The organism is Enterococcus sp. DIV2379 (genome assembly GCF_050542965.1).
Classification (GTDB): domain Bacteria; phylum Bacillota; class Bacilli; order Lactobacillales; family Enterococcaceae; genus Enterococcus_D; species Enterococcus_D entomosocium.
In genome coordinates, this window is the sequence record NZ_CP172938.1 from 439,116 (window position 1) to 464,512 (window position 25,397).

The window sequence follows — 25,397 nt, forward strand, 5'->3', positions numbered from 1 at the left end:
CATTCATTCAACTAGGCATTTTTTTGACGGTATTCTTTCGGTGAGATACTTTCTTTCTTCTTGAACAAAAAGGAAAAATAATTTGGGTCATTATAGCCAACATCAAAGGCGATCTCAGATAGCCGTAGATTTGTCGTTAACAGCAGTTCCTTAGCTAAGGTCAATCGTTGCTCGGTCAAGTATTCGATAAACGTAGAATCAGTGGCTTGCGAGAAGATGGTGCTGAAGTGCGCCGGACTCAAATGAACTTTTTCAGCAACTACATTTAAGGAAATATTGGGATCAGAAAAGTGCTCACTGATAAAGGCTTTAGCTTGATTGATGACGCTTTGATACTTCGCCATTGCAGGATTGATGGGTTGTTTGGTCAATAGCGGCAACAGTTCTGCCAGAGTCGTTTGATAGTTCTCTGGCTCATGGGTCAATGCCGCTAGATAGTCTAAGTCATGGGCGTGCTGAACGATCTGGGGCAGCGAATGACTGTCTTTTTTCTTCAATAATGCCAGCAATTCGACCAAGACGAACAAACGGTACATTTGCGTTCGCTCAACGGTCCCTTGAGGCGCCATCAATTCATCGGTCAGCTCAGGGATCGTCTGTTTCCCAGCATTTGCCAGTCTTGAAGCAAGATCGGTTTTGAAAGGATTGGTGGGGGACAGTTCCCCTTCTCGAATGTCATCTTCATAGCTGATGATTTTTTCCTTGCGGATGCTGCCATAGGTTTTTAGCATGTCACGAGCTTTCTGATAAGAAAGAGGGATGCCCGAGAAACGATCTGCTATAGGTCCGATCGCCACTGCCACTTCTTCCCCAGAACCATGAACGAGGCTTTGAGCGATCTGATAGGCTTTTTCTAAAACTTGTTCGCGGTCATGGTCAAAAAGTAAAAACTTGATGAAGCGGCTAGACACACTGGAGAACAAGACGGCATCATCTTGCTCATAGGCTTTGGTCAGCTGCTGGCTAAAGCGAGTGTAGTCAGAAAAACTTTGATTGAAGGGGGTTTTTGCTAACAGCACACAAAACTGTTTGCCTGAAAAGCGCCGTCCCAGTTCTTCTGCTTGCAAAAAAGCTTCTGAGATCGTGATCTTTTGTTTAAAAAGATGATTCAGAAAGTGATTTTTTTTGATTTCCATTTCGAATAAATCGTCTTCTTTGGATAATTGCTGATGGGTGGTTTGTTGTTCATCTAAGTGTTGAATGACGGTTTTGATGGCTTGTTCTAATTCTTCGTTTTTGATGGGCTTGAGTAAGTAATCGTCTGCTTGCAGCTGCAGTGCCGTTTTTGCATAGTCAAAATCATCAAAGCCGCTAACAAAAATAATGCGAACTTGCGGCAATAATTTTTTGGCTTCTTTCGCAAAGACCAAGCCATCCATAAACGGCATTTTGATATCGCTGATAATAATATCCGGACGCAGATCAAGGATCGAAGCTAGCGCCAATTCGCCATCGGCGGCTTCATCGCTATAAACGATCGGGTATTGTTTGGCGAGAGTCATGATTTGGTGACGCAAACTATCGCGAATCAGATGTTCATCTTCAACTATGAACACTTTGTACATGGTTGGGTTCCTCCCTTTTTGGTACTGTGACGTTAATCGTGGTGCCTTCTTGGTATTGACTGTGGATCGTCAGTTGCGCTTCGCTGCCGTAGTTCAGCCGGAGACGGCGATAGACGTTATATAGGCCATAGCCGCTCTCAGAGGCGGGATCAGTGGTTTCTTTAAGGTTACGACGAATCTCCTCCAAACGCTCAGGGTCGATCCCAATGCCGTTGTCACTGATGGTCATTTGAATCTGGTGAGGCAATTCTGACACTGTGATTCGAATCATGCCGACGCGACGGACAAACTTGGTGCCATGATAAACGGCGTTTTCAACTAGGGGCTGCAGGACCATTTTCAAAACCTGCAGTTCTGGACTGACGGTTTGATCTTCGATGGTGTAAGACAGCATCCTACCATAGCGAATCTGCAAAATCTTCAAGTAATCGCCCACATGCCGCAATTCTTTTTCCAAAGGAATCCAGTCTTGCCCTTTGCTTAAGGAGATACGGAAAAAATCCGACAACGCATAGGTCATTTCCGTTGCTTGCTCGTAACGGGCAGCTTCAATCAAAGAAACGATCGCATCTAAACTATTATAGATGAAATGTGGGGTAATCTGGGCTTGTAAGACCCGCACCTCACTTTGGGCTAAGTGATACTGTTTCAAGGCATTTTCTTCCAAGAGTCGGGTCAAGTCATCTGCCATTCGATTCAAGCTACTCGTCAAGGTCCGCAGCTCTGGGGTTTCTGGCAGTTCTGCTCGGTAGCTCAAATGTCCTTGGGATAGTTCGTTGGAAAGATCTAATAACCGATCCAGCGGGTCTTGCAGGTTGTCACGAACAAAGCGGCGGTTTTTATTGATGATAGCAAAGATGATCAAAAGCAACACGACTTGAAAAAGGATCAGTAACAATACCGATTGGACTAGTTCGTGATTGGTTTGGCTGGCTAAGCTGATCTCTACCCCGACGAATTGCTGCAAAATATCGGATAGCAAATCGATCACCGAATCCACTTGGATCATGACGTATTGGTTTTTTTCCACCGGCTCATCGTTGAGAATATTGTCGATCAACTGTTGCTGATAGGTTTCTAAAGAATCGAGCGTCCGAAAGGCGACCGCTAAAATATTGAGCTCTTTCGCAGTGCTGGTATTTTCTTGGATGTGTTGCAGGTCGCTCCTCAATTCCTCAATTACATTGGTTTCTTGGACTTGTGCGACGGTTTTTTGGCCAAAGACTAAGTCCCACATCTCCTCCAAGACAATGGCATCGACTTTTTCCGATAGTTGATTGGCTTCTTCAATATTGTTGATGGTATTTTGGTAAATGAAAATCTGCCGCGAGTAAAACACACTGCTTAGTACGAGGGGAATAAAGGCGACGAGGATCATCAGTTTATTCGTCTGTTGAAAGATGCCCTTGATACTTTTTGTTTTCATCTTCATCTCCTCAATAATTTCTCGGTGGAATCTGATCGAAATCCATGTCACTGGAAAAAACTGTTTCATGGACATAGATTTCACGAGGAATGGCATCGGCGCCGCGAGCCAAGTAGCGCGAGATGGCATTTTTGACGAACACCCCGGCATCTGGGTTGCACTCAACGACACAATTGACCACTCCTTGCTTCAATTTATCGATCATTTCTTTTTGAGCATCGATCGATACGATCACTAAATCCTTCCCCGGCTCAATATCGGTTTTTTCTAAGGCTTCTAGGGCACCCAACGTCATCTCATCATTGTGGCTGAACAAGACATCAATCTGTTCCATTTTGCCTGCTTCGATGTATTGTTCGATGACTTCTTTGCCTTTACGGCGGATGAAATCGCCGTTTAATTCGTCTACGACTTGGATCGTCACATTGTTATGGGCATAATCACGCTTGATGGTTTCTCGGAACCCTTCTGAGCGCAAATACGTCGGGGACGTAGCATCCAGTCCCGTCAATTCTAAAACATTGACTGTTTCGTTCTCATGCTCTTTATAATAATTACTAACGTAGAGACCTGCACGATTGCCCTCGGCTTTGAAGCTTGGCCCGATATGGGTCAAAAATAAAGAGGGATCGCTGACATTGACATGTCGATCTACCACGAAAACGGGAATCCCAGCTTGGGCCGCCTCTTCCAAAATCGGTTCCCAATTGTTTTCCTGAATGGGGGTAAAGACGATGGCATCGACTTGATACACGATAAAATTGCGGATATCTTGGATCTGTCGCTCTTGATTCATATAACCGTTACGATAAAGGACTTCATAGCCTTCCTTCTCTAATTCAGTGCGGATCGATTCCGTATGGCGTTTACGCCAGCTGCTTTCCGTTCCCGACTGGGAAAAACCGATCACGATACTTTCTTCCGCTGTTTCAGCGGTCGTTTCTTTGATTGCTTCGCAACCAGCCAAGAAAGACAGACACAAACAAAGGAGTAACCCAATTTTTATATTCCTCATTTTTTTCACCTCTATGGTCTATTCTACTAAAAAATACGGAAGCGCTTTACACAAAATATCAAATCAAATAAAAACCAAGGGAATCTTAAAAAATCCAAGATTCCGAAGAGAAAAGGGGGTAACTGGGCCGTTTTTTCTCAAGAAATCCAAGAAACCTCGAAAAAATCTAAATGTAAGCGATTCTTTAACTAGCTATACTGAATATGTAAGAAAAAGACATGGAGGGATCACAATGAAAGGTACTTTTGGTAAATTGGTCGTCCTAGCATCCACCTTATTGGTTGGTGGATTGTTAGCAGCTTGTGGGAATGGATCAGATAGCGGGGCAAACGGTGACGGAGACAAAGGATTTGTTGGGATCGCGATGCCGACCAAATCGGCAGAACGATGGATCGCAGATGGCAACAATATGGTAGAGGAATTAGAGAAGCTTGGCTATAAAACTGACCTGCAATATGGAGAAGACAAAGTAGAAAACCAAGTGGCACAAATTGAGAACATGATCACCAAAGGCGTTGATACTTTAGTGATCGCCTCGATCGATGGTTCGGCACTGACGGACGTGTTGGAAAAAGCCCATAACGAAGACATCACAGTCATCGCCTATGACCGTTTACTGATGAACTCGGAATACGTCGATTATTATGCCACCTTTGATAATTTTGGAGTCGGCGTGCTGCAAGCGTCTTATATTGAAGACAAATTAGGTCTCAAAGACGGTGAAGGACCATTTAATATTGAATTATTCGGCGGCTCTCCAGATGATAACAATGCATTGATCAATTATAATGGGGTCCTTTCGGTCTTCCAACAATACTTTGACAGCGGACAGCTAGTCGTTCCTTCTGGTCAAACCAACTTCAACCAAATCGCTACCTTGCGTTGGGATGGTTCAACCGCGCAAGCTCGGATGGACAACTTGTTGAGTGCCAACTATACGGATCAAACATTGGATGCTGTTCTTTCACCGTATGATCCAATCAGCCTAGGAATCATTTCATCGCTTAAAGGTGTGGGCTATGGTTCCTCTGATAAACCACTGCCTGTGATCACCGGTCAAGATGCGACGGTGGCAGGAGTGAAATCAATCATCGCGGGAGAACAAACCCAAACGATTTTTAAAGATACACGAGTGTTAGCGAAAAACACGATCGAAATGATCGAAGCCATCACCAATGGCGAGGAAGTGCCAGTCAACGATACTGAAACCTATGACAATGGCGTCAAAGTCGTACCAACCTACTTGTCAAATCCCGTTTCTGTGGATAGCGACAACTACAAAGAAGAACTGATCGATACCGATTACTATACAGAAGAAGAGCTGGGCATTTAAGCAAGGAGTGCAGATCCAGCGAGAAAAGATGCTAGTTTCCCCTAAAGCAGCAGGGAAGAACGAATCATCCCCAGTATTCGTTCTTTCCGCTTTTCTTGCAAAGGGAGCGCATCACTTTTACATAAAAAGGAAAAGGGTGAAAGAACATGGCAGATAATATTTTGATGATGAAAGGCATCGTCAAAGAGTTTTCAGGGGTTCGCGCCCTTGATAACGTCAACCTCTCGATCGAGCGAGGAGAGATCCACGCACTGTGTGGAGAAAATGGCGCCGGAAAGTCCACGCTGATGAATGTCTTAAGCGGACTCTATCCTTACGGCAGCTATGATGGAGAGATCTATTATGAAGGGGAGTTATGCAAGTTCAAAGATTTGCGGGACAGTGAGAACAAAGGAATTGTTATTATTCATCAAGAGTTAGCCTTAAGTCCTTACCTGTCGATCAAAGAAAATATCTTTCTAGGAAATGAACAAGCCAAGCACGGCATTATTGATTGGGATCTGACCGAAAAGAAAACAGATAACCTCTTAAAGATCGTTGGCTTGAAATTAGACCCGAATACGCTGGTTTCACAAATCGGTGTCGGGCATCAACAGCTGGTGGAAATTGCCAAAGCATTTTCAAAATCCGTCCGATTGTTGATTTTAGATGAACCAACCGCGGCGTTGAATGAAGAAGAAAGTGCCAATCTGTTAGAGCTGATCAAAGAGTTTCGCAACCAAGGGATCACCTCGATCATTATCTCCCACAAGCTGAATGAAATCGTCAATGTGGCGGATCGCATCACGATTTTACGAGACGGGCAAACGATCGAGACGCTGAGCGGGGCCGAAATCTCTGAAGAGCGTATCATTCGCGGCATGGTTGGGCGAGATTTGACCAATCGTTACCCAGAGCGGAAACCCGCTATTGGTGAACCGTTTTTTGAAGTCAAAAATTGGACGGTCCATCATCCAATCGACCATACCCGTGTGGTGAATGAAAATTTGAACTTGATGATCCGCAAAGGAGAGATCATCGGCATCGCCGGTTTGATGGGTGCGGGACGGACAGAGTTTGCCATGAGTGTCTTCGGTCATTCCTATGGCAGTTCGATTTCGGGGGAAGTCTATAAAGACGGCCAACCGATTTCTGTCAAAGACGTGCCAACCGCCATCAAAAATGGGTTAGCCTATGTGTCGGAAGACAGAAAAGCGTTGGGCTTGAATCTGCTGATGGATATTCGCGAGAACACCACCATCGCTAGTCTTGCCAAAATCAGCCGCCAAGGGGTCATCGATAAAGAAAAAGAAGTCACGATGGCAGAAGAATTTCGCAAAAAAATGCGGACGAAAACCAATTCAATCTATCAAAACGTCGGCAGCTTGAGTGGTGGGAATCAGCAAAAAGTCGTTTTGGCAAAGTGGCTGATGACCACACCAGATATCTTATTTTTAGATGAACCGACCCGCGGGATCGATGTCGGGGCGAAGTACGAAATCTATACGATCATCGAAGAGATGGCAGCAGCTGGCAAAGCCATCTGTATCATCTCCTCGGAGTTACCAGAACTATTAGGCATGTGCGACCGGATCTACACGATGAACGAAGGCCGCTTCACGGGCGAAGTGTTACGGGAAGAGGCCGACCAAGAACGATTGATGAATCTAATGACACTAGAAGAGAGTGGGGTTTGAGATGGAAACAACCAATAAATTAAAAAAAGAACGCAGCCATTCGCTGAAAGAAAAGGCACTGGAAATCTTTAGCAAATACAGTATGATCATTATCTTAGCAGTGCTGCTGGTGGCCTTTCAGCTCATGACCGACGGGATTTTCTGGCGGCCGCTGAATATCACCAACCTCGTGTTGCAAAACAGTCATATTCTCGTTTTGGCAGCTGGTATGCTTTTGGTCGTCTTGTTAGGACACGTTGATTTATCCGTAGGGTCCGTGATGGCGTTTGTCGGTGCGATTGCAGGTGTCTTAATGGTCAATAACGGCATCAGTCCTTGGCTGGCAGTGCCTCTTTGCTTACTGATGGGCGCAGTGATCGGTGCTTGGCAAGGCTTCTGGGTCGCGTATGTCGGTATCCCAGCATTTATCGTGACCTTGTCTGGTTTACTGATGTTTCGAGGACTGACCCAAGTCGTCTTAGGCGGTCAATCATTGGCACCGTTTCCCAAGGCATTCCAACAAATTTCCACCGGCTATTTGCCAGATATTGCAGGCGGTCAGATCCATTTACTTTCCATGATTTTAGGTGTAGTGATCACGGGCATCTTGATTTTAGGCCAATGGCGAACCCGTGAGCGTCGCAAAAAAAATCTTTTTGAAGTGGAATCAATGGCAGCCTTTACCTTTAAAGCCGTCTTTACTGCGGTCGTATTTCTCGGCGCTACCTACATCTTTGCCTCTTACCAAGGGTATCCGATCATTTTGATCGTCTTAGGGGTGATCGTGGCTGCCTATGGCTTTTTGACTAACAAAACCGTCGCTGGTCGTCAAATCTATGCAACCGGCGGCAATAAGAAAGCAGCTGAACTTTCGGGAATCAAGACGAAGAAAATCACCTTCTGGGTCTTCGTGAACATGGGGATGATGGCAGCTTTGGCGGGCTTGGTTTTAGCGGCTCGGTTGAATGCAGCTACACCACAAGCGGGAACGTCAATGGAATTAGATGCAATGGCCGCAGTGTATTTCGGCGGTGCTTCTACCTCAGGCGGTATTGGTACTGTGATGGGGGCGATCGTTGGTGGTCTCGTGATGGGTGTCTTAAACAATGGGATGTCGATCTTAGGGGTCGGTGTCGATTGGCAGCAAGCCATCAAAGGGTTGATTTTGCTGCTGGCTGTCGTGTTGGATATCTACAATAAGAAAAAGAAAATTTCGTAGGAGGGCCTGTTTATGGAGGACCAAGCACAAAAGACGATTTTATTGATTTGTACCGCCGGCATCACTACGGGTCTCTTAGTGAAAAACATGCAGCGGTCCGCAGATGAAAAAGGGCTAGCTGTGCATATCTATTCGGCACCAGCCATCATTGCTGAACAGATCCTGCAGCAGCAAACAGTCGATGCTTTGTTGATCGGTCCGCAGTCGAAGTACGAAGTCAATCGATTAAAAGACTTTCTCATGGTCAAAGCGGTGCCATATAAATTAATCAAAGAAACAGATTACGAGCTGTTAGATGGCGAAGCTGTCCTTACAGACAGCCTGACCCTCTTACAAAACGATCACTAGGCTCGCGTAAAAAGATGTGTCTTTTAGCGTTTGAATATGTTGTTTAGAGTAGTGCCTTGCGAATCCCCCAAGCAAGCACTACTCTTTTTATCGTAAAGTAGTTTGATCACCTGATAGGGAAGAACCGTCGATTGAATGCTGCTTCGGTCAGTTCTTGTGCTTCGTTTGCCAGTGAGTGGACAGGTGGCAAAAGTACAGTAAAGGCGGCGGATCTTTTCCAATGAGGAAATAGTCAAGAATCAATCTTGTATCTGTTTCCTTAAAGCAGCAAACAACTCATAGAATGGAGGAACAGATTATCAAACCAGCAGACCTTACCCAGATTCGCCCCAGTAAACGACAACTACAGTGGCAGCAGTTGGAATTTTATGGTTTTATCCACTTTGGTCTCAATACGATGACCAATCGTGAATGGGGGCTCGGCAATGAGTCGCCAACGGTATTTGACCCGCAAAGTTTAGACTGTCATCAATGGGTTTCCACAATGAAGCAAAGCGGTATGCAGGGAATCATTTTGACCTGCAAACACCATGACGGCTTTTGCTTATGGCCAAGCCAGCACACTGCTTTCACAGTCGCTTCAACGCCCTGGCGCAATGGTCAAGGTGATTTAGTGAAAGAACTTTCTGATGCTTGCCGTCAAGCAGACCTGAAATTCGGCATTTATTTATCGCCTTGGGATCAGCATGAAGCTTGTTATGGAATGGGGCAAGCCTATGATGATTTTTATGCGGCGCAGTTGACAGAACTTTTAACCAATTATGGTGATATATTCGAAATATGGTTAGATGGCGCCAATGGTGAAGGGCCCAATGGAAAACGCCAAAACTATGATTGGGAACGGTATTATCAAGTGATTCGAGAGCTGCAACCCAATGCGGTGATTGCGATTTGCGGACCGGATGTCCGCTGGGTAGGAAACGAAGCGGGGCAAACCAGACTTCAAGAATGGAGTGTGGTGCCAGCAGCATTAAAGGATGCTGAAAAAACAGCGAGTCATTCGCAAAAAGCCGATAGCGCAGCGTTTCGGCAATCGATCTCCAGTATGGAAATGGATTTAGGAAGCCGACAAGCGCTGAAAAAGTACGGCATTAAAGAATCTGCTGAATTGGCTTGGTACCCTGCTGAGGTCAACTTATCAATTCGCCCCGGCTGGTTTTATCATCCATCAGAAGACCAACAAGTAAAAAGCGGCGCTGAGCTCTGGTCCTTTTACAAGCAGAGCGTTGGGGGCAATAGTTCTTTTCTACTTAATGTGCCGCCGATGCCGGATGGTATGATTCATCCAACGGATCAAAAGGCATTGCAGCAATTAGGTCACTCAATTAAACAATTGAAAGAGGTGACGACTGAAAGGACCGGCACGTTTGCGAGCTCTTCAACCAGTGTGTCCAGCAGAATGGATAAGCTCCAACTATCTCAAGCGTTTGGCCAGTATTGGAAACCGGACCTGGAAGACAAACGGCCATGGCTGACCCTACATTTTTCAGAACCGGTCGTCATCAATACACTTGTACTGAAAGAAGCGATTCAATATGGGCAACGGGTAGAAAAAGCAAAAATTTTTCTGCAAACTGTAGCAGGACAACAGTTACTGACCGAAATAGTGACGATCGGCTATCAAAAAATCATCAGCTTTGAAGCGGTCGGCGTGTCTGCTGTCAAAATCGTTTTTACTCAAGTTCGGCAAACACCGATCATTCAAACCATGGCCGCGCGCTATGTGCCTCAGGAAGAATAAAGTAACCCAAAAACAGACAGTCGGCTGACTGTCTGTTTTTGAGGGATACAAATAAGGAATAAAAGTGGATATTAGTTAAATGCGACTGCCTAGGGGGCAAATCCGAGAACAGTGCATGGTAACTACAAATTAAGGAAGTGTGATGACATTTTCTGAATCTTTGTCGAAGAAATGCGCTTTGTTGATGTTGAAAGCTAAATCAACTGTTTCACCTGGACGGTGGAAGTCGCGGGCATCAACTTTCGAGATAAATTCAGTCGCACCTACACGTGTATAAAGCATTGTTTCTGCACCTAATAGTTCAGATACGACCACTTCAGCACGTACAGTTGCTTCAGGAGAAGCTTCCAATGCGATTTGTTCACTGTGGATATCTTCTGGACGAATACCAAAGACTAATTGTTTGCCTTCGTAGCCTTTTTCAACAAGAATCTTATTCTTGCCTTCAGGAATACGTAAATTCAAACTTTGACCATCAGAGATCATACCGTTATTCAACGTAACATTGAAGAAGTTCATTGCTGGTGAACCGATAAAGCCGGCAACGAAAATATTTTTCGGCGTGTTGTAGACTTCTTTTGGTGAACCGATTTGTTGAATGAAGCCATCTTTCATGATAACGATCCGGTCAGCCATGGTCATCGCTTCTGTTTGGTCATGGGTTACGTAGATCGTCGTTGTTTCTAAACGTTGGTGTAATTTTGCGATTTCCGCACGCATGGCAACCCGCAATTTCGCATCTAAGTTTGACAACGGCTCATCCATTAAGAAGACTTTGGCATCACGAACGATGGCACGGCCTAAGGCAACCCGTTGACGCTGACCACCAGAAAGGGCAGCAGGTTTACGATCTAAGTATTCTGTCAAACCTAAGATCTCAGCGGCATTTTCTACGCGTTTTTTGATTTCTTCTTTGTCGTATTTACGCAATTTCAAACCAAATGCCATGTTGTTGAAAACAGTCATATGGGGATACAATGCGTAGTTCTGGAAAACCATCGCGATGTCGCGGTCTTTTGGTGCTACATCGTTCATTACTTTTCCACCGATGCTCAATTCGCCTTCAGAAATATCTTCTAAACCAGCGATCATTCGAAGGGTTGTTGATTTTCCGCAACCAGAAGGTCCAACGAAAACGATAAATTCGCGATCCGCGATATCTAAATTAAAATCAGTTACCGAATACGCATCATTATTGTCATATTTTTTGTGGATATTTTTTAAGGCCATTTCTACCATTGGGATTACCTCTTTCCATTTAGTTTACATGAATAGCATAAATGAAAACGCTTCGAATGCGCAACGGAAACCTGCACAAGAAAAAAACGTTTTCTTGTGCAGGTTGTTTAATTGCTCTGATGGGTGAATTGGTCGATCAGTAAATAGCAAAGCAGCAGATCATCCATATTTTTTAAATTTAAACGTGTCAGTGTTTGAAACTTATCGATCTTATATAGGAGAGAATTCCGATGCATAAACAGTTCTTTGGCAGTGGAACTCGCATTGCCTTGATTGCGCCACAGTGATTGAATGATCGTTTCGGTCTCTTCTTCAAACCAGTCTAGATACAAGGTACGAAACAAGGAAATATACTCGGAAAAGCCATTGCGAAAAAGAGCGAAGACCACTTTGGGCAGATCCATACTTTTACTGGTAGTTTTCGTTTTTAACTCATTTTTAAACAGGGTAGATTCACTCGTCCATAAGGTAGTGAAGTCGTGGCGTGGGTGATGGAAGGGGCCAACGAACAGCTGGGAATAGCAGTCGAAATCCATATCCAAAGCCACGAATAAGCCGTCGAGATCTTCGATGGGTAAATTAGTGTCGTCTTGTTTTTCTACGATCACCGCATGGTCTTCGGTGAGGAAAAAAAGATCCACCACGCTAGGGAGCATTTGCTGGATCTCTGCGAGCCATTCGGATTGCAAGGAGTCAATGGTTCGGGTGAAATGAACTTGCAGCATTCGGACCCACGTTTGGTCTTGAACGGGCTGATGTTCAAATAAAATCGGATACCATGGATGGTTTCGGTTATCGATTTCTGGTTGCAAAGAGCCGTTTCCCAGTTGGATCAGCAGTTTTTCACTGTCACTTAATTGGTCAGTTGGCAGCCAAATATATTTTTTGCCGAAAGCGATGGATTCGATGTCCTTCGTTGTGGATACTTTGTCATGCAGCGTTGCCTGGGGGAAACGCGCTTTGATGTCATTAAAAGAAAAAATGAGAAAGACCTCCTTTGAGATACTCTACGTATTCTTCATTTAGTATAGCATGTTCTAAAAAAACCGTTCAAAATTTTCCCAGAAAAAAAGCACAGCCCTTCACCGAAATCTCTGCCTTCGCATGGCAGGAGGGCTGGTTTTTCCCCGAAGCGATTGCTTCTATAATCCTAATAGTTGTTTTTTCTTCAACGCAAATTCTTCTTCAGTCAGAATTCCTTCGTCGACCAACATTTTCAGTTCGCGAAGTTCAGCAATGACCTGTTCCGTCGTGTTTACAGTTGGTCGCGGGGGCAGCATCGCATGTTCACGGGGGAAGTTAGTGAGATAGCGCTGTATGATCCGAGCAATCACCAGGTCTTTTTCGGCAAAGCAAAGGGAGTGATTCGGTTCCATTCGTCTGAAGGAATGGGTTTCTCTGATCGCTCCGCCGCCAATATACAATTCTAAAAAGCCATTGCCTTTCCAAAGACCTGATTCAGCAACTTCTTTCAAATTGACACTGGTAATTTGGGGAATCTGCAGAACCTGTTTCGCTTTCTTCTTGTAATCGATGATTGTAAGGGTATCTTCTGAAATGACCCAAGCATCACGATAATGATAGGAAAGTAATTTGATTTTTCCAGCCTCTTCATCCACGTAACTTTTGGCTGATTGCCCACCAAGTGCTGCCAAATGATCCGTTAAAAATTCATAGGCTTTTTGGGCATCGATTCGATTGGTGAAATAGAGCAATTGAGAATTACCTGGTACCTGCAGTCGGAGGTAGTCCACTAAGAGACCTTTGCCTATATGTAATTCCACATCGGCAATTTTTGCCATGGGAATCTTTTCATCTGGGATTTTTGGATGGGTGTTGTTTATCCAGACGCCTTTTTTCGTAATAAGCCAACGACAGCTGGCATCATGTCTGCGATTTTCTCGATATTTTTTTGAATACAAAATAATGGGTTCCTCGTAGGTTTCATTAGGTGTTCTCGTCAAAATACTTACCTCCTTAAACGTAATAAGCAACATTTTATTCAATTATACAACAAATAGTGTTTTGATTCGTTTTATTCTGATGAAAATAAGGGGAATTTATCATTTACCTTCTTTTCGTTAGGTTTTTTTAGAAAAAAAGCCATAGCAGCAATTGACAAGGAAGCGGTTTCTTGGTATCTTAGATGTACGGACAACTTTTGAAAGGTGGGATGAAAATGGCGAATAAGTACGAACAACTAGCGGATATCTTAAGAGAAAAGATCCGCTTAGGCACCTATCAAGAAGGCGATGCGATCCCTTCAGAAGCAACCTTACAGGAAGAATTTCATTATAGCCGCCACACGGTGCGCCAAGCGATCGCTGTTTTGGTCAATGAAGGTTATTTAAGAAAAGAACGGGGCTCAGGTACCTACGTTTCAAAACCTGAGACTGTCAATCATAAAAACCGCAAAACGATTGGGATCATCATGACCTATTTGTCTGATTATATTTTCCCATCGATCATGCGTGGCGTGGAGCAGACATTGCGGGAGCAAGGCTACTCACTGCTTTTAGGCTCAACCAACAATGACCATGAGCAAGAAAGAGCGTGCTTGCAGCAAATGATGGATCAAGGGGTAGACGGGTTGATCGTTGAACCAACTAAGAGCAGCCAGTACAACCCGAATCTTGCCTATTATGTCGCACTCCAAGAAGCTGGGATTCCTCTCGTCATGATCAATGCCTATTACGAAGAACTAGACTTGCCGCATATTTGTGTCAACGATACACGTTCTGGTTTTTTAGCAACCAATTATCTATTAGAACAACAGCATCAGCAGTTGATGATGATCACGAAAATCGATGACTTACAAGGGAAATATCGGATGAAAGGGTTTGTCAAAGCGTTGACCAAAGCCAAGCGGACGTTTGCAGCAGAAGACGTCTTGACGTATACGACGGAGACGAAAGAAGCCGTTATTGAACAAGCGATCCAGCGCTTGACGGCTGCCGATAATCAAGTCACAGGCATCGTTTGTTACAACGATGAGATCGCGCATCGCTTGATTCAAGCATTGACGGCTGCTGGGAAGAACGTTCCTACTGATTTTTCGATCGTGGGTAACGATGACTCGCCCCTTAGCACCTTGTCCACACCGACGATCACCACACTGACTCACCCGAAAGAAGCGATGGGGGAATTGGCGGCACAATGGATCACTACAGGTAAGGCAACAGAAGCGCAACGCTTTTATTTTGAACCGGAGCTGATCGTTCGCGGTTCAGTCAATAACCAAAAAGGAGAATAAGAAGATGACGCAACAAGTAAGGCAAGCAATTATTGACGGGCGCACGTCTCTTGGGATCGAGCTAGGCTCGACACGGATCAAAGCTGTCTTGATCGATGAGCAGTTTCAGACGATCGCTTCAGGTAGCTTTGAATGGGAAAATCAATTGGAACAAGGGATTTGGACCTACTCACTAGAGGCGATTTGGCAAGGACTGCAAGCCAGCTATCAAGAGTTAGCGCACAACATCCAGCAGCAATTCGAGGTGCCTTTGACGACGATCGGCAGTATCGGTTTTTCTGCAATGATGCACGGCTATATGGCTTTTGATCAGCAAGGCACGCTGTTGGTCCCTTTTCGGACATGGCGCAATGCGATCACGGAAGAAGCAGAAAAAGCCTTGACGGCATTGTTCCAATACAACATCCCGCAGCGGTGGAGTATCGCGCACTTGTATCAAGCGATTTTGAATCAAGAAGCCCACGTCCCAGAGGTCGCTTTTTTCACTACCTTAGCCGGCTATGTCCATTGGCAGCTGACAGGGGAAAAAGTTATCGGAATTGGCGATGCATCTGGGATGTTCCCAATCGACAGTACGACAAAAAACTATGATGCGAATATGCTGCAGCAATTTGATGCACAAATCAGCAGTCAGGGGTATCCTTGGCAGATCAAAGACCTTTTGCCACAAGTGTTGACAGCAGGCGAACCAGCCGGCACATTAACGGCAGCAGGGGCAAAAAAACTCGACCCAACTGGTACTTTGCAAGCTGGCATCCCGTTATGTCCGCCAGAAGGCGATGCGGGCACTGGCATGGTTGCCACGAATAGTGTGGCACAGCGAAGCGGGAATGTTTCAGCCGGGACGTCTGCTTTTGCCATGATCGTCTTAGAAGAACCCTTAACTAAAGTGTATCCAGAGATCGATTTGGTCACGACGCCTTCTGGTGATTTGGTGGGGATGGTCCATACGAATAACTGTACCTCGGAGATCAATGCCTGGGTCAAACTTTTCCGCGAATTTGCCGACGCAGCTGGAATGAAACTTTCCACGGAAGAATTGTTTGCGACCTTATTCAACGAAGCATTGAAAGGGGATTCAGACTGTGGCGGGATGCTTTCTTATGGCTATTATTCTGGTGAAAACATCACCAAGATCCCTGAAGGACGGCCGCTTTTCGTCCGATCGCCAGAGAGTTCTTTTACTTTAGCAAATTTCATGCGCTTACATCTGTTTAGTGCCTTTGGTGCGATGAAGATCGGGATGAAGATTCTGGAAGCCGAAGACGTCGCCATTGATCGAATCGTTGGTCACGGTGGGATCTTCAAGACGCCAGAAGTTGCCCAACGTGTCTTGGCAGCTGTCATGGAAGCCCCAGTCACGGTCATGGAAACGGCTGGTGAAGGCGGCGCCTGGGGGATCGCCCTTTTAGCAGCATACCTTCGCCGTCACACGCCAGAACAATCCTTGGCAGCATTCTTAGCAGATCAAGTGTTTAAAAATGACCAAGGCGTGACGTTAGCCCCGACAGAAGCCGACATTCAGGGATTTACCGTCTTTACCCAACGTTACCAAGCAGGGTTGCCGATCGAGCAAGCGGCAATCGATGCGTTGATTTAAAAAGAAAGAAGGGAATTTTGTGTTAGAAGGATTAAAAGAAGAAGTCTTTCAGGCCAATTTGGCATTGCCGAAGCAAGGATTGATCAAATACACCTGGGGCAATGTGTCAGCAGTGGATCGCCAACAGCAGTTGTTTGTCATCAAACCTAGCGGTGTTGACTATGAAACCATGCAAGCCAGTGATATGGTGGTTTGTGATTTTGAGGGCAACGTAGTGGAAGGAGCAAAAAATCCTTCCTCCGATACGCCAACGCATGCCGTTTTATACAAAGCATTTCCAGAAATTGGTGGGATCGTCCATACCCATTCTACTTGGGCGACGAGCTGGGCTCAGGCAGGACTCGATCTGCCAGCGATGGGCACGACCCATGCCGATACGTTTTATGGGGCAGTCCCCTGTGCCCGCTTTTTGACGCAAGCCGAGATCGATGAAGGCTATGAAGCACAAACAGGACAGGTGATCGTCGAAACCTTTAAGGAACGCGGCATCACGCCAGAAGAAATTCCTGGTGTCTTGCTTCACGGTCATGGACCGTTTACCTGGGGCAAAACGGCGGATGCGGCGGTGATGAACGCAGTGGTCTTAGAAGAAGTCGCTAAGATGAATTTTATCACGCGCCAGCTGAACAGTTACGCACCCGAATTGCCGCAGCGGGTCTTAGACAAACATTATTTACGCAAACATGGAGAAAATGCCTATTACGGGCAAAAATAACGAAAAAGGAGCAAGCAGAATGTTAGAAATCGGGAAAAAAGAATTTTGGTTCGTCGTAGGATCACAGCACTTATATGGAGAAGAAGCATTACAAGAAGTACGGGACCATGCAGAAGAAATGGTCAAAAGCTTAAATGACAGCTCAAAGCTGCCTTATCCAGTCGTTTTACAAGAACTCGCTGTTACTGCCGATACGATTACGAAAATCATGAAAGAAGTCAACTATCGGGATGAAGTCGCTGGGGTGATCACCTGGATGCATACCTTCTCACCAGCAAAAATGTGGATTCGCGGCACGAAATTATTACAAAAACCATTGCTGCACCTTGCCACTCAATACAATGAACAAATTCCATGGGAAACCATCGATATGGACTTTATGAACTTGAACCAAGCGGCTCATGGTGACCGAGAATATGGATTTATCAATGCCCGTTTGAAAAAACAAAACAAAATCGTTGTCGGTTATTGGAAAAATGAAGCCATCCAAAAAGAAATTGCTGCTTGGATGGACGTGGCAGTTGGTTACAATGAAAGCTTCCAAATCAAAGTCGCTCGTTTTGGCGACAACATGCGTAACGTTGGGGTGACGGAAGGCGACAAAGTCGAAGCACAGATCCAATTTGGTTGGACCGTTGATTATTTTGGGATCGGCGATTTGGTACAAGTTGTCGATGCGGTGACTGACGAAGAAATCGATGCACTCTTTGAAGAATACAGCCAGCTGTATGATTTCGATTATGGCGATTACGACAAAGAAGAGTGGGCACGTCATGTCAAAGCACAAGCCAAACAAGAAATCGGTCTGCGCCGCTTCCTTGAGGCAGGCGGCTATACGGCATTCACCACGAACTTTGAAGACTTGTATGGTATGCAGCAGTTGCCTGGTTTAGCTGTACAACGCTTGATGGCAGAAGGCTATGGGTTTGCCGGTGAAGGGGACTGGAAAACAGCCGCTATTGACCGCTTGATGAAAATCATGGCTCACAATAAAGCGACTGGCTTTATGGAAGACTACACCTATGAGCTGACACCAGGAAAAGAAGCCATCTTGCAATCCCACATGATGGAAGTCGATCCGGTATTAGCAGCCAGCAAACCAAAAATCGTGGTTTCGCCATTGTCGATGGGGGATCGTGAAGACCCAGCCCGGCTCGTCTTTGACGGCCAAGGCGGCGAAGGTGTCGTGGTTTCGATGGCCGACTTTGGCACTCACTACAAATTATTGATCAATGAAGTCGATGCCTTTGAGCCAACTGAAGAAGCACCAAAACTACCGGTTGCACGAGTAATGTGGACGCCAAAACCAAACTTCCACGATGGCGTCAAACAGTGGATCGAAACAGGCGGTGGCCATCACACCGTTGTCTCACTTGTCTTAAATTCTGATCAGATCGGAACATGGGCGAAACTTGTAGGATTAGAATACGTAACGATCAAATAAGTACCCAATCACAAAAGGAACCGTTGGCTATGCCGGCGGTTTCTTTGCGTTTTTCTTAAGCTTTCTTGCCTTCTGGCTGTAAAGTGCGGGCAAGCAAACCCTTGAAAGCACCAGCAATCAGCAAAATTGACTTTTAAATATAGGGGGCATAGACTTTTATGTAAGAGTGGAACAATGGACTAAAAGGAGGAGCACAATGAAGACAACCTACGATACACCAGAGTATTATCAGAAAATGAACGCTTGGTGGCGAGCAGCCAACTACCTTTCCGTTGGTCAGATCTATTTGAAAGACAATCCCTTATTGAGCCGCCCCATCGAAGAAAAAGACTTGAAAGTGAATCCAATTGGTCACTGGGGAACGATCGCCGGACAAAATTTTATTTACACCCATCTCAATCGCGTCATCAATAAGTACGACTTAAACATGTTTTATATCGAAGGACCGGGCCATGGCGGACAAGTCATGGTTGCGAATGCTTATTTAGACGGCAGCTACAGCGAGATCTATCCAAAAGCCACCCAAGACGAAGCAGGGATGAAACATTTATTCAAAACTTTCTCTTTCCCAGGTGGGATCGCTTCTCATGCGGCACCTGAAACGCCAGGTTCGATCCATGAAGGCGGCGAGCTAGGCTATTCCATCGCCCACGCTACCGGAGCTATTTTAGACAATCCCGATGTCATTGCAGCAGTAGTGGTCGGTGATGGTGAAGCCGAAACCGGACCGTTAGCGGGCAGCTGGTTTTCAAATACCTTTATCAACCCAGTCAATGATGGCGCAATTTTGCCTATCTTGCATTTGAATGGCGCCAAAATTGCCAATCCAACGATTTTGGCTCGTAAAAGCGACCAAGATCTCACGAAATATTTTGAAGGCATGGGTTGGACCCCTTATTTCGTAGAAGGGGACGATCCAGAAGCGGTTCATCCGCAATTGGCACAGAAGATGGATCAAGCCATCGAACAGATCCACGCGATCCAAGCAGAAGCCCGCAAAGGTTCTGCGGAAGAAGCCGCTATGCCTCATTGGCCTGTTTTAATCGTTCGCACACCAAAAGGGTGGACTGGACCGAAAGTCTGGGATGGCGAGCCGATTGAAGGGGGCTTCCGTGCCCACCAAGTGCCGATCCCTGTCAATGCGAAACATATGGAACACGTGGATGCTTTGACGGATTGGCTGCAGTCTTATCGTCCAGAAGAGCTTTTTGACGAAAACGGCCGCATCAAAGCTGAGATTCAAGAATTGGCACCAAAAGGAGAGCAGCGGATGGCGGTCAACCCAATCACCAATGGGGGGATCGATCCGCAACCGCTACGCTTGCCAGATTGGCAAGCACATGCCATTGCGATCGAGACACCAGGGGAAACGACGGCCCAAGATATGATGGTCTTTGGGAAATTTGCCCGTGACATCATCAAAGAAAATCCCGACAACTTCCGCATCTTTGGCCCAGATGAAGCCAAATCCAATCGGTTGAACCATGTGTTCGAAGTCACGGACCGCCAATGGTTGGAGCCAAAACATCCTGATTATGATGAATGGCTGTCTTCAGTGGGACGTGTGATTGATTCACAATTATCAGAACATCAAGCAGAAGGCTTCTTGGAAGGCTATGTGCTGACGGGGCGTCATGGCTTCTTTGCCAGCTACGAGTCATTCCTAAGAGTCGTTGATTCTATGATCACGCAGCACTTCAAATGGTTACGAAAAGCCCATGATCTTGACTGGCGCAACCCGTACCCCTCATTGAATTTGATCGCTTCATCAACGGTCTTCCAACAAGACCATAATGGGTACACCCACCAAGATCCAGGGATCATGACCCATATTGCAGAGAAAAAAGCCGACTTTGTGCGGGTCTACTTGCCAGCCGATGCCAATAGCTTGATGGCTGTCATGGCAGAAACGCTCGCTTCTGAAGAAATGATCAATCTAGTGGTCTCTTCGAAACACCCACGTCCGCAGTTTTATTCGGCGGATGAAGCGAAAGTGCTTGTCAAAGATGGCTTGAAAGTCATCGACTGGGCATCGACAGATGAAGGACAAGAACCGGACATCGTGATCGCAGCTGCCGGGACGGAACCGAATTTGGAAGCATTAGCTGCTGTTTCCTTGCTGATTGAAGCCTTCCCAGAGTTGAAAGTCCGCTTCATCAATGTGGTCGATCTATTGAAATTGCGTCGTCCAGAAGTCGATCCTCGTGGGTTGAGCGATGAAGCATTCGAAGCCTACTTTACGAAAGACAAACCGATCGTGTTTGCTTTCCACGGGTATGAAGGACTGATTCGCGACATCTTCTTTGGCCGTCGCAACCAACAGCTTCATATTCATGGGTACCGAGAAAATGGCGACATCACGACACCGTTTGATATGCGGATCCTTTCTGAATTGGATCGCTTCCACTTAGCCAAAGACGCCGCCGAATGGGTCTATGGAGAAAAAGCAACGGACTTTGCCAAAAAAATGGCAGACACCGTTGCGTATCACCATGACTTTATTCGAGAAAACGGCTATGATATCGCCGAAGTCGAAGAGTGGGAATGGAAACCATTGCGTTGATTTTTTCTCCATAACACCAACGTAAGACAATTTAAGAACAAAATAAGTACAAAACGATCCGCAACAGGGTCGGGACGCCTTACCAAGGAAGCCCGACCGACTGTCTGCGGATCGTTTTTTTAAAAGACGTCGAAACCGTAATTTTTGATATGCTGTTTCAACAAGGCGAGATAGTCCAAAGCCATCTCACTCAGTTCCATTTTCTTGTGTTTGAGGTAACCTAGTGTCATCGCATCATCGACTTCCAAAGGAATCGCAACGATTTTTTCATCATTCAGCTCACTGCTGATGATCCCAGAGCTGATGGTATAGCCGTTGAGACCCACCATCAAATTGAAAATCGTGGCACGATCGCTGATGCGAATGTGTTTTTTGCGTTGTAAAGTGCTTAAGATCTCTTCAGAAAAGTAGAAGGAATTGGTTTCCCCTTGTTCGTACGACAAATAGGTATAAGGTTCCAAATCAGCTAATGTGATGCTTTTTTTCTGAGTCAGGGGATTTTCTCGGCCGATGAAGACGTGGGGTTTGGCTTCAAATAAAGGAATGAATTGCAGGTCTTTTTCGTGGATCAAACGGGTGAGGACCGTCGTGTTAAAATCATTCAGATAAATGACCCCTAATTCGCTCTTAAACGTCTGGATATCATCCAATACATTTTGTGTTTGGGTCTCCCGCAAGGTGAATTGAAATTCATCTTCCCCTAACTGTTTGACCAGCTCCACGAAGGCGTGGACGACGAAGGCATAGTGCTGCGCAGAAACACTGAAAACATGCTTGCGATGGCTGTCTTTGCGAAAGCGTTCGTCCAAGAGATTGACTTGGTCTAAAACATTTCGAGCATAGTTGAGAAAGGAACGGCCATCATCGGTCAAGGTCACCCCTAATTTACTGCGGTAAAACAGCTGCAGATCATACTCTTTTTCCAACTCTTTCATGGCTTGGGAGAGGGAGGGCTGACTGATGAAAAGCTGTTTGGCGGCTTCATTGAAAGAGCCGGTCTCTACGATTTTTTCCAAATATTCAAGCTGCTGGATACGCATGGGAAGCAACCTCCTTTTTGTGTTATAGGTATTGCCTATGGAATATATAAGTTTATAAGTATTATCTATAGTATAAGATGTTTGCTAGAATAAATCTAACAATTTTGAAAACTTTGTATAGGAGGAATGGATATGGCAACAGACAAATTTCAGCTTGTGGGGTCATTGTTACGACCACAAGATTTATTGGACTACAAAAATCAAATCGAGCATCGGGAGGACATCCGCTACCCGTTTTATGATGCGTTTCCTGGCTACCAAGAAACGGAAGCAAAAGCGATCGCTGACATCATTGAAGCGCAAAAAGAACACGGCATTACAGTCATCACAGATGGCGAACATGGCCGCTCGATGTGGCACCTGGATTTTCTCTGGGGATTAAAAGGCGTTGAGCGCTATATCTCCGATCATGGGTATGCCTTTGAAGATTTGGACGGTGGACATTTTGAAACGCGTAAAGACATCGGCATCCGGATCACAGAACCATTATCTGGCAAAAACCATCATTACTTGACATTGTTTAAAGAAACCAAACGCCAAGCTGGCGACCTGCCAGTCAAAATCACCGTCTGGGGGGCTGCCCACGCGTTTACCGAGCTGACTGTCTTTAACGACCTCGTTGGTGAAGGTCAGGTGTATCCAACGAAAGAAGCCTTGCGGGAAGGGCTGCTTAACGCCTACAAGGAATTCTTGCAGGAATACCGAGAAGCCGGTGGTGAGATCGTTCAGTTCGATGATTGTTTATGGGAACTATTTGCTGAAGACAATGACAAGAGCTTCTTCACCCAAGGCAATGACGGCTTAGAAGCGTTAGCCGATGAATTCGTGGCGATCAACAACGAAGTCGCTGATTACGCCCACGAATTAGGATTAAAAGTCTGGACCCACAATTGTCGCGGCAATTACCAAAGCCGCGCGGCAGCCAGTGGTACCTACAAAGCGATCGCCGAAAAATTCTTGCGAGATCAGCATTATGACCGCTTTTTCCTAGAGTGGGATGATGACCGTGCCGGTGATATCTCGGCTTTAGAAGCGCTGAAAGATCGTACAGAAGTGGAGGTTGTCTTAGGCTTATTATCCAGCAAAACCGCCACATTAGACGATGAAGAGCGAGTGATCGCCTTATTAGACAAAGCTAGTCAAATCATTCCTAAGGATCGGCTTTATCTTTCTCATCAATGTGGCTTTGCCTCTTGTGATTGCGGCAATGAGCTTTCGACTGAGCAGCAATGGGCAAAAATCAAGCAAGGACAAGCCTTAGCTGAAGCATACTTCGGTTAAGCAGTTGCGTCTTCTTTTCCCTGAATCTTCCCCTCGAAATCGGTGCATTCCACAAAGTTTCGAAAATTTCAGAAAAAATGTTTGACATTTTCTTTAAGAGCGAGTAAAGTAAGACACAACTTAATGAAACAGACATCGAAAAGAAGAGTAGCAAGGCTTGCTGTTTGAAGAGAGTCTCTGGTTGGTGCAAAGAGATAACGCATGGTTGTGAAACACATCTTGGAGTCGTTTTTCCGAAAGAAAAGTAGGAGAGACCGGGTTTGCCCGTTACAGCAGCAGTCATTGATTGATGACTTTCTGAGTTCAGTTGCTGTGAAGCACTGATAAACAAAGGTGGAACCGCGTTGATAACGTCCTTTAGCTGTAATGGCTAGGGGACGTTTTTTTTCTCTTTTTTTGCGGGTCACCGAAAATCGAAAGTGGAAGGATCACAAGAACTGCACGAGGCCTTTTCCTGTGAAGGAAAGGCAAATTGAGGTGGAACCACGTATCTAGCGTCCTCTGGTAAATGCCAGTGTGCGCTTTTTTTGTTTTTCTTTTTTAGAAAAATGAAACTTGCCAGTTGCCCTCACCAGCCAACGCACAGCGCCACATAAGCGTCGGAGTAAGCCGTCGCTAAGCTGTTTTTCTGCCAAGCGAAATTGAAACCTATCAAGGAGGAAGTCACCATGTTTGAGTATTTAGTCAATGTTATGCCCCAACTGATTTCAGGAACTGGAATCACCGTTAAATTGTTCGCACTGACCTTAATCGGGTCCATTCCCTTAGGCATCTTGTTGGCCTTTGTTTTAGCCAGTCGCCTGCGTATTTTGAAATTGATCGTGCAAGTCTACGTTTGGTTGATGCGAGGAACGCCTTTATTGCTACAGCTGATCTTCGTATTCTACGGTCTGCCGATCTTAGGGATCGTCTTTGACCGCTTTGAAGCAGCCTTGATCGCCTTTATTATCAATTACGCTGCTTATTTTGCCGAGATTTTCCGTGGAGGGATCCAATCGATTCCAGCCGGACAATACGAAGCCGCGAAAGTCTTGCGTTTGTCCCCAATCCAAACGATCCAAAAAATCATCATCCCACAAGTCGTCAAGATCACCCTGCCATCTGTCGGCAATGAAGTCATCAATCTTGTCAAAGACACATCTCTGGTCTACATCTTGGGCTTGTCAGACGTGATGCGAATCGGAAAAATCGCCATGGAGCGAGACAGTACCTTGCTTCCGTTAGTTGGGGTCGGCTTGATCTACTTGGTGATGACGGGCGTCTTCACGTTATTGTTAAAACAAATCGAGACCAAACTGGACTATTACCGTTAGGAGGAACCACGTATGTTAGAACTAAAACAAGTATCAAAATCATTTGGCGCTAAAAAAGTCATCGATCAGCTAGACCTGACGATCGAAGACGGCAGTATCTTAGCGGTGGTCGGTCCTTCCGGTGGCGGGAAAACCACCTTGCTTCGGACACTGGCTGGGTTAGAAACGATCGATTCTGGAAGCTTTTTACTGGATGGCAAAGCCTTTGATCCCACCGACACAAAAGAACAAGAACAAGTCGTCGGTGTCGTCTTCCAAGACTTCCAATTGTTTCCGCACTTGTCGGTTTTTGAAAACATCACTTTGGCACCAAAAATGGTGCTAAAACAAGACAAAGCCGCGTATACAGCAAAAGCCGAACAGTTGGCAGAAAAACTAGGGTTAAGTGACCTATTAGCTCAATACCCCTTCCAGTTGTCCGGGGGGCAGCGGCAACGGGTGGCTATCGCACGAGCGATGGCGATGAATCCCAAAGTGTTGGCCTATGACGAGCCTACCAGCGCCTTAGACCCAGGCTTGAGACAGCAAGTCGAACAGCTGATCTTGGATCTGAAAAAAGAAGGAGTGACCCAGATCGTGGTGACCCATGATTTGGTTTTTGCCGAAAATATCGGCGATCAATTATTAAAAGTAGCAGGAGAATAAGG

The 25,397-nt window shown here is 45.6% G+C and carries 20 protein-coding genes and 1 other annotated feature; of the genes, 13 read left to right on the forward strand and 7 right to left on the reverse strand.

The features are described 5' to 3' along the window. Window positions 1-11: 11 nt before the first annotated feature. From IGI92_RS02100 to IGI92_RS02110, 3 genes are read right to left on the reverse strand one after another with little or no spacing between them, the layout of a single operon-like run. Window positions 12-1,565 (reverse strand): response regulator, encoded by a 1,554-nt coding sequence (locus IGI92_RS02100; protein ID WP_430607808.1) that lies wholly within the window; start codon window positions 1,563-1,565, stop codon window positions 12-14. Continuing rightward, window positions 1,543-2,991 carry a sensor histidine kinase gene (locus IGI92_RS02105; protein ID WP_430607810.1) on the reverse strand — a complete coding sequence of 483 codons (1,449 nt, stop codon included), beginning with the start codon at window positions 2,989-2,991 and terminating at the stop codon, window positions 1,543-1,545. The genes IGI92_RS02100 and IGI92_RS02105 overlap by 23 nt, the downstream gene beginning before the upstream one ends. A 10-nt stretch (window positions 2,992-3,001) precedes the next feature. Further along, window positions 3,002-4,006 carry an ABC transporter substrate-binding protein gene (locus tag IGI92_RS02110; protein ID WP_429976557.1) on the reverse strand — a complete coding sequence of 335 codons (1,005 nt, stop codon included), beginning with the start codon at window positions 4,004-4,006 and terminating at the stop codon, window positions 3,002-3,004. Window positions 4,007-4,238: 232 nt separating this feature from the next. Here IGI92_RS02110 and chvE point away from each other — a divergent pair, with 232 nt between their 5' ends. The 5 genes from chvE (at window position 4,239) to IGI92_RS02135 (ending at window position 10,302) form a co-directional block, all read left to right on the forward strand. Next, window positions 4,239-5,339, forward strand: a complete 1,101-nt coding sequence (gene chvE, locus IGI92_RS02115; RefSeq protein ID WP_086372573.1) for a multiple monosaccharide ABC transporter substrate-binding protein — start codon at window positions 4,239-4,241, stop codon at window positions 5,337-5,339. A 146-nt stretch (window positions 5,340-5,485) separates the two neighbouring features. Further along, window positions 5,486-7,015, forward strand: a complete 1,530-nt coding sequence (mmsA, locus tag IGI92_RS02120) for a multiple monosaccharide ABC transporter ATP-binding protein (RefSeq protein ID WP_430607812.1) — start codon at window positions 5,486-5,488, stop codon at window positions 7,013-7,015. 1 nt (window position 7,016) lies between these two features. Beyond that, complete coding sequence (mmsB, locus tag IGI92_RS02125) at window positions 7,017-8,213, forward strand: multiple monosaccharide ABC transporter permease (protein WP_034872066.1); 1,197 nt, start codon at window positions 7,017-7,019, stop codon at window positions 8,211-8,213. A gap of 12 nt (window positions 8,214-8,225) precedes the next feature. After that, the gene (locus IGI92_RS02130; protein ID WP_430607814.1) at window positions 8,226-8,561 is read left to right on the forward strand and encodes a PTS sugar transporter subunit IIB; all 336 of its coding nucleotides are present in this window, start codon (window positions 8,226-8,228) and stop codon (window positions 8,559-8,561) included. Window positions 8,562-8,844: 283 nt separating this feature from the next. After that, the gene (locus tag IGI92_RS02135) at window positions 8,845-10,302 is read left to right on the forward strand and encodes an alpha-L-fucosidase (RefSeq protein ID WP_430607815.1); all 1,458 of its coding nucleotides are present in this window, start codon (window positions 8,845-8,847) and stop codon (window positions 10,300-10,302) included. Window positions 10,303-10,431: 129 nt separating this feature from the next. Here IGI92_RS02135 and IGI92_RS02140 read toward each other — a convergent pair whose 3' ends face one another. The 3 genes from IGI92_RS02140 to IGI92_RS02150 all read right to left on the reverse strand — a co-directional run bounded on the left by IGI92_RS02140 (window position 10,432) and on the right by IGI92_RS02150 (window position 13,538). Beyond that, window positions 10,432-11,541 carry an ABC transporter ATP-binding protein gene (locus IGI92_RS02140; protein ID WP_008376142.1) on the reverse strand — a complete coding sequence of 370 codons (1,110 nt, stop codon included), beginning with the start codon at window positions 11,539-11,541 and terminating at the stop codon, window positions 10,432-10,434. A 107-nt stretch (window positions 11,542-11,648) separates the two neighbouring features. Then, window positions 11,649-12,353, reverse strand: a complete 705-nt coding sequence (locus tag IGI92_RS02145; protein WP_223272959.1) for a helix-turn-helix domain-containing protein — start codon at window positions 12,351-12,353, stop codon at window positions 11,649-11,651. Between the two features lie 330 nt (window positions 12,354-12,683). Continuing rightward, window positions 12,684-13,538, reverse strand: a complete 855-nt coding sequence (locus IGI92_RS02150; protein WP_430607818.1) for an SHOCT domain-containing protein — start codon at window positions 13,536-13,538, stop codon at window positions 12,684-12,686. A 149-nt stretch (window positions 13,539-13,687) separates the two neighbouring features. On the opposite strand from IGI92_RS02150, the gene IGI92_RS02155 reads away from it, so the two are divergent. From IGI92_RS02155 to IGI92_RS02175, 5 genes are all read left to right on the forward strand, one after another. Then, window positions 13,688-14,794, forward strand: coding sequence for a GntR family transcriptional regulator (locus tag IGI92_RS02155; protein WP_430607819.1), 1,107 nt, complete (start codon window positions 13,688-13,690; stop codon window positions 14,792-14,794). A 4-nt stretch (window positions 14,795-14,798) separates the two neighbouring features. Further along, window positions 14,799-16,394 (forward strand): xylulokinase, encoded by a 1,596-nt coding sequence (locus IGI92_RS02160; protein WP_430607821.1) that lies wholly within the window; start codon window positions 14,799-14,801, stop codon window positions 16,392-16,394. Between the two features lie 19 nt (window positions 16,395-16,413). Beyond that, on the forward strand, window positions 16,414-17,109 hold the full coding sequence (locus IGI92_RS02165; RefSeq protein WP_008376133.1) for an L-ribulose-5-phosphate 4-epimerase: 696 nt from the start codon (window positions 16,414-16,416) through the stop codon (window positions 17,107-17,109). Window positions 17,110-17,128: 19 nt separating this feature from the next. Then, on the forward strand, window positions 17,129-18,553 hold the full coding sequence (gene araA / locus IGI92_RS02170; RefSeq protein ID WP_430607824.1) for an L-arabinose isomerase: 1,425 nt from the start codon (window positions 17,129-17,131) through the stop codon (window positions 18,551-18,553). Window positions 18,554-18,749: 196 nt separating this feature from the next. Next, on the forward strand, window positions 18,750-21,116 hold the full coding sequence (locus IGI92_RS02175) for a phosphoketolase family protein (protein WP_430607825.1): 2,367 nt from the start codon (window positions 18,750-18,752) through the stop codon (window positions 21,114-21,116). 119 nt (window positions 21,117-21,235) lie between these two features. Here IGI92_RS02175 and IGI92_RS02180 read toward each other — a convergent pair whose 3' ends face one another. Next, entirely contained in the window at window positions 21,236-22,156 is a 921-nt protein-coding gene (locus IGI92_RS02180; protein ID WP_005227268.1) for a LysR family transcriptional regulator, read from the reverse strand. A gap of 126 nt (window positions 22,157-22,282) precedes the next feature. On the opposite strand from IGI92_RS02180, the gene IGI92_RS02185 reads away from it, so the two are divergent. The 3 genes from IGI92_RS02185 (at window position 22,283) to IGI92_RS02195 (ending at window position 25,395) form a co-directional block, all read left to right on the forward strand. Next, window positions 22,283-23,437 (forward strand): cobalamin-independent methionine synthase II family protein, encoded by a 1,155-nt coding sequence (locus tag IGI92_RS02185; RefSeq protein WP_315041050.1) that lies wholly within the window; start codon window positions 22,283-22,285, stop codon window positions 23,435-23,437. 126 nt (window positions 23,438-23,563) lie between these two features. Next, window positions 23,564-23,798: a binding site (T-box leader), on the forward strand. Window positions 23,799-24,105: 307 nt separating this feature from the next. Beyond that, a complete protein-coding gene (locus IGI92_RS02190) occupies window positions 24,106-24,750 on the forward strand; it encodes an amino acid ABC transporter permease (protein ID WP_010748717.1) in 645 nt (214 codons plus the stop codon). Window positions 24,751-24,762: 12 nt separating this feature from the next. After that, window positions 24,763-25,395: an amino acid ABC transporter ATP-binding protein gene (locus IGI92_RS02195; protein WP_005227272.1), complete on the forward strand. Its 633-nt coding sequence runs from the start codon at window positions 24,763-24,765 to the stop codon at window positions 25,393-25,395. Window positions 25,396-25,397: the final 2 nt, after the last annotated feature.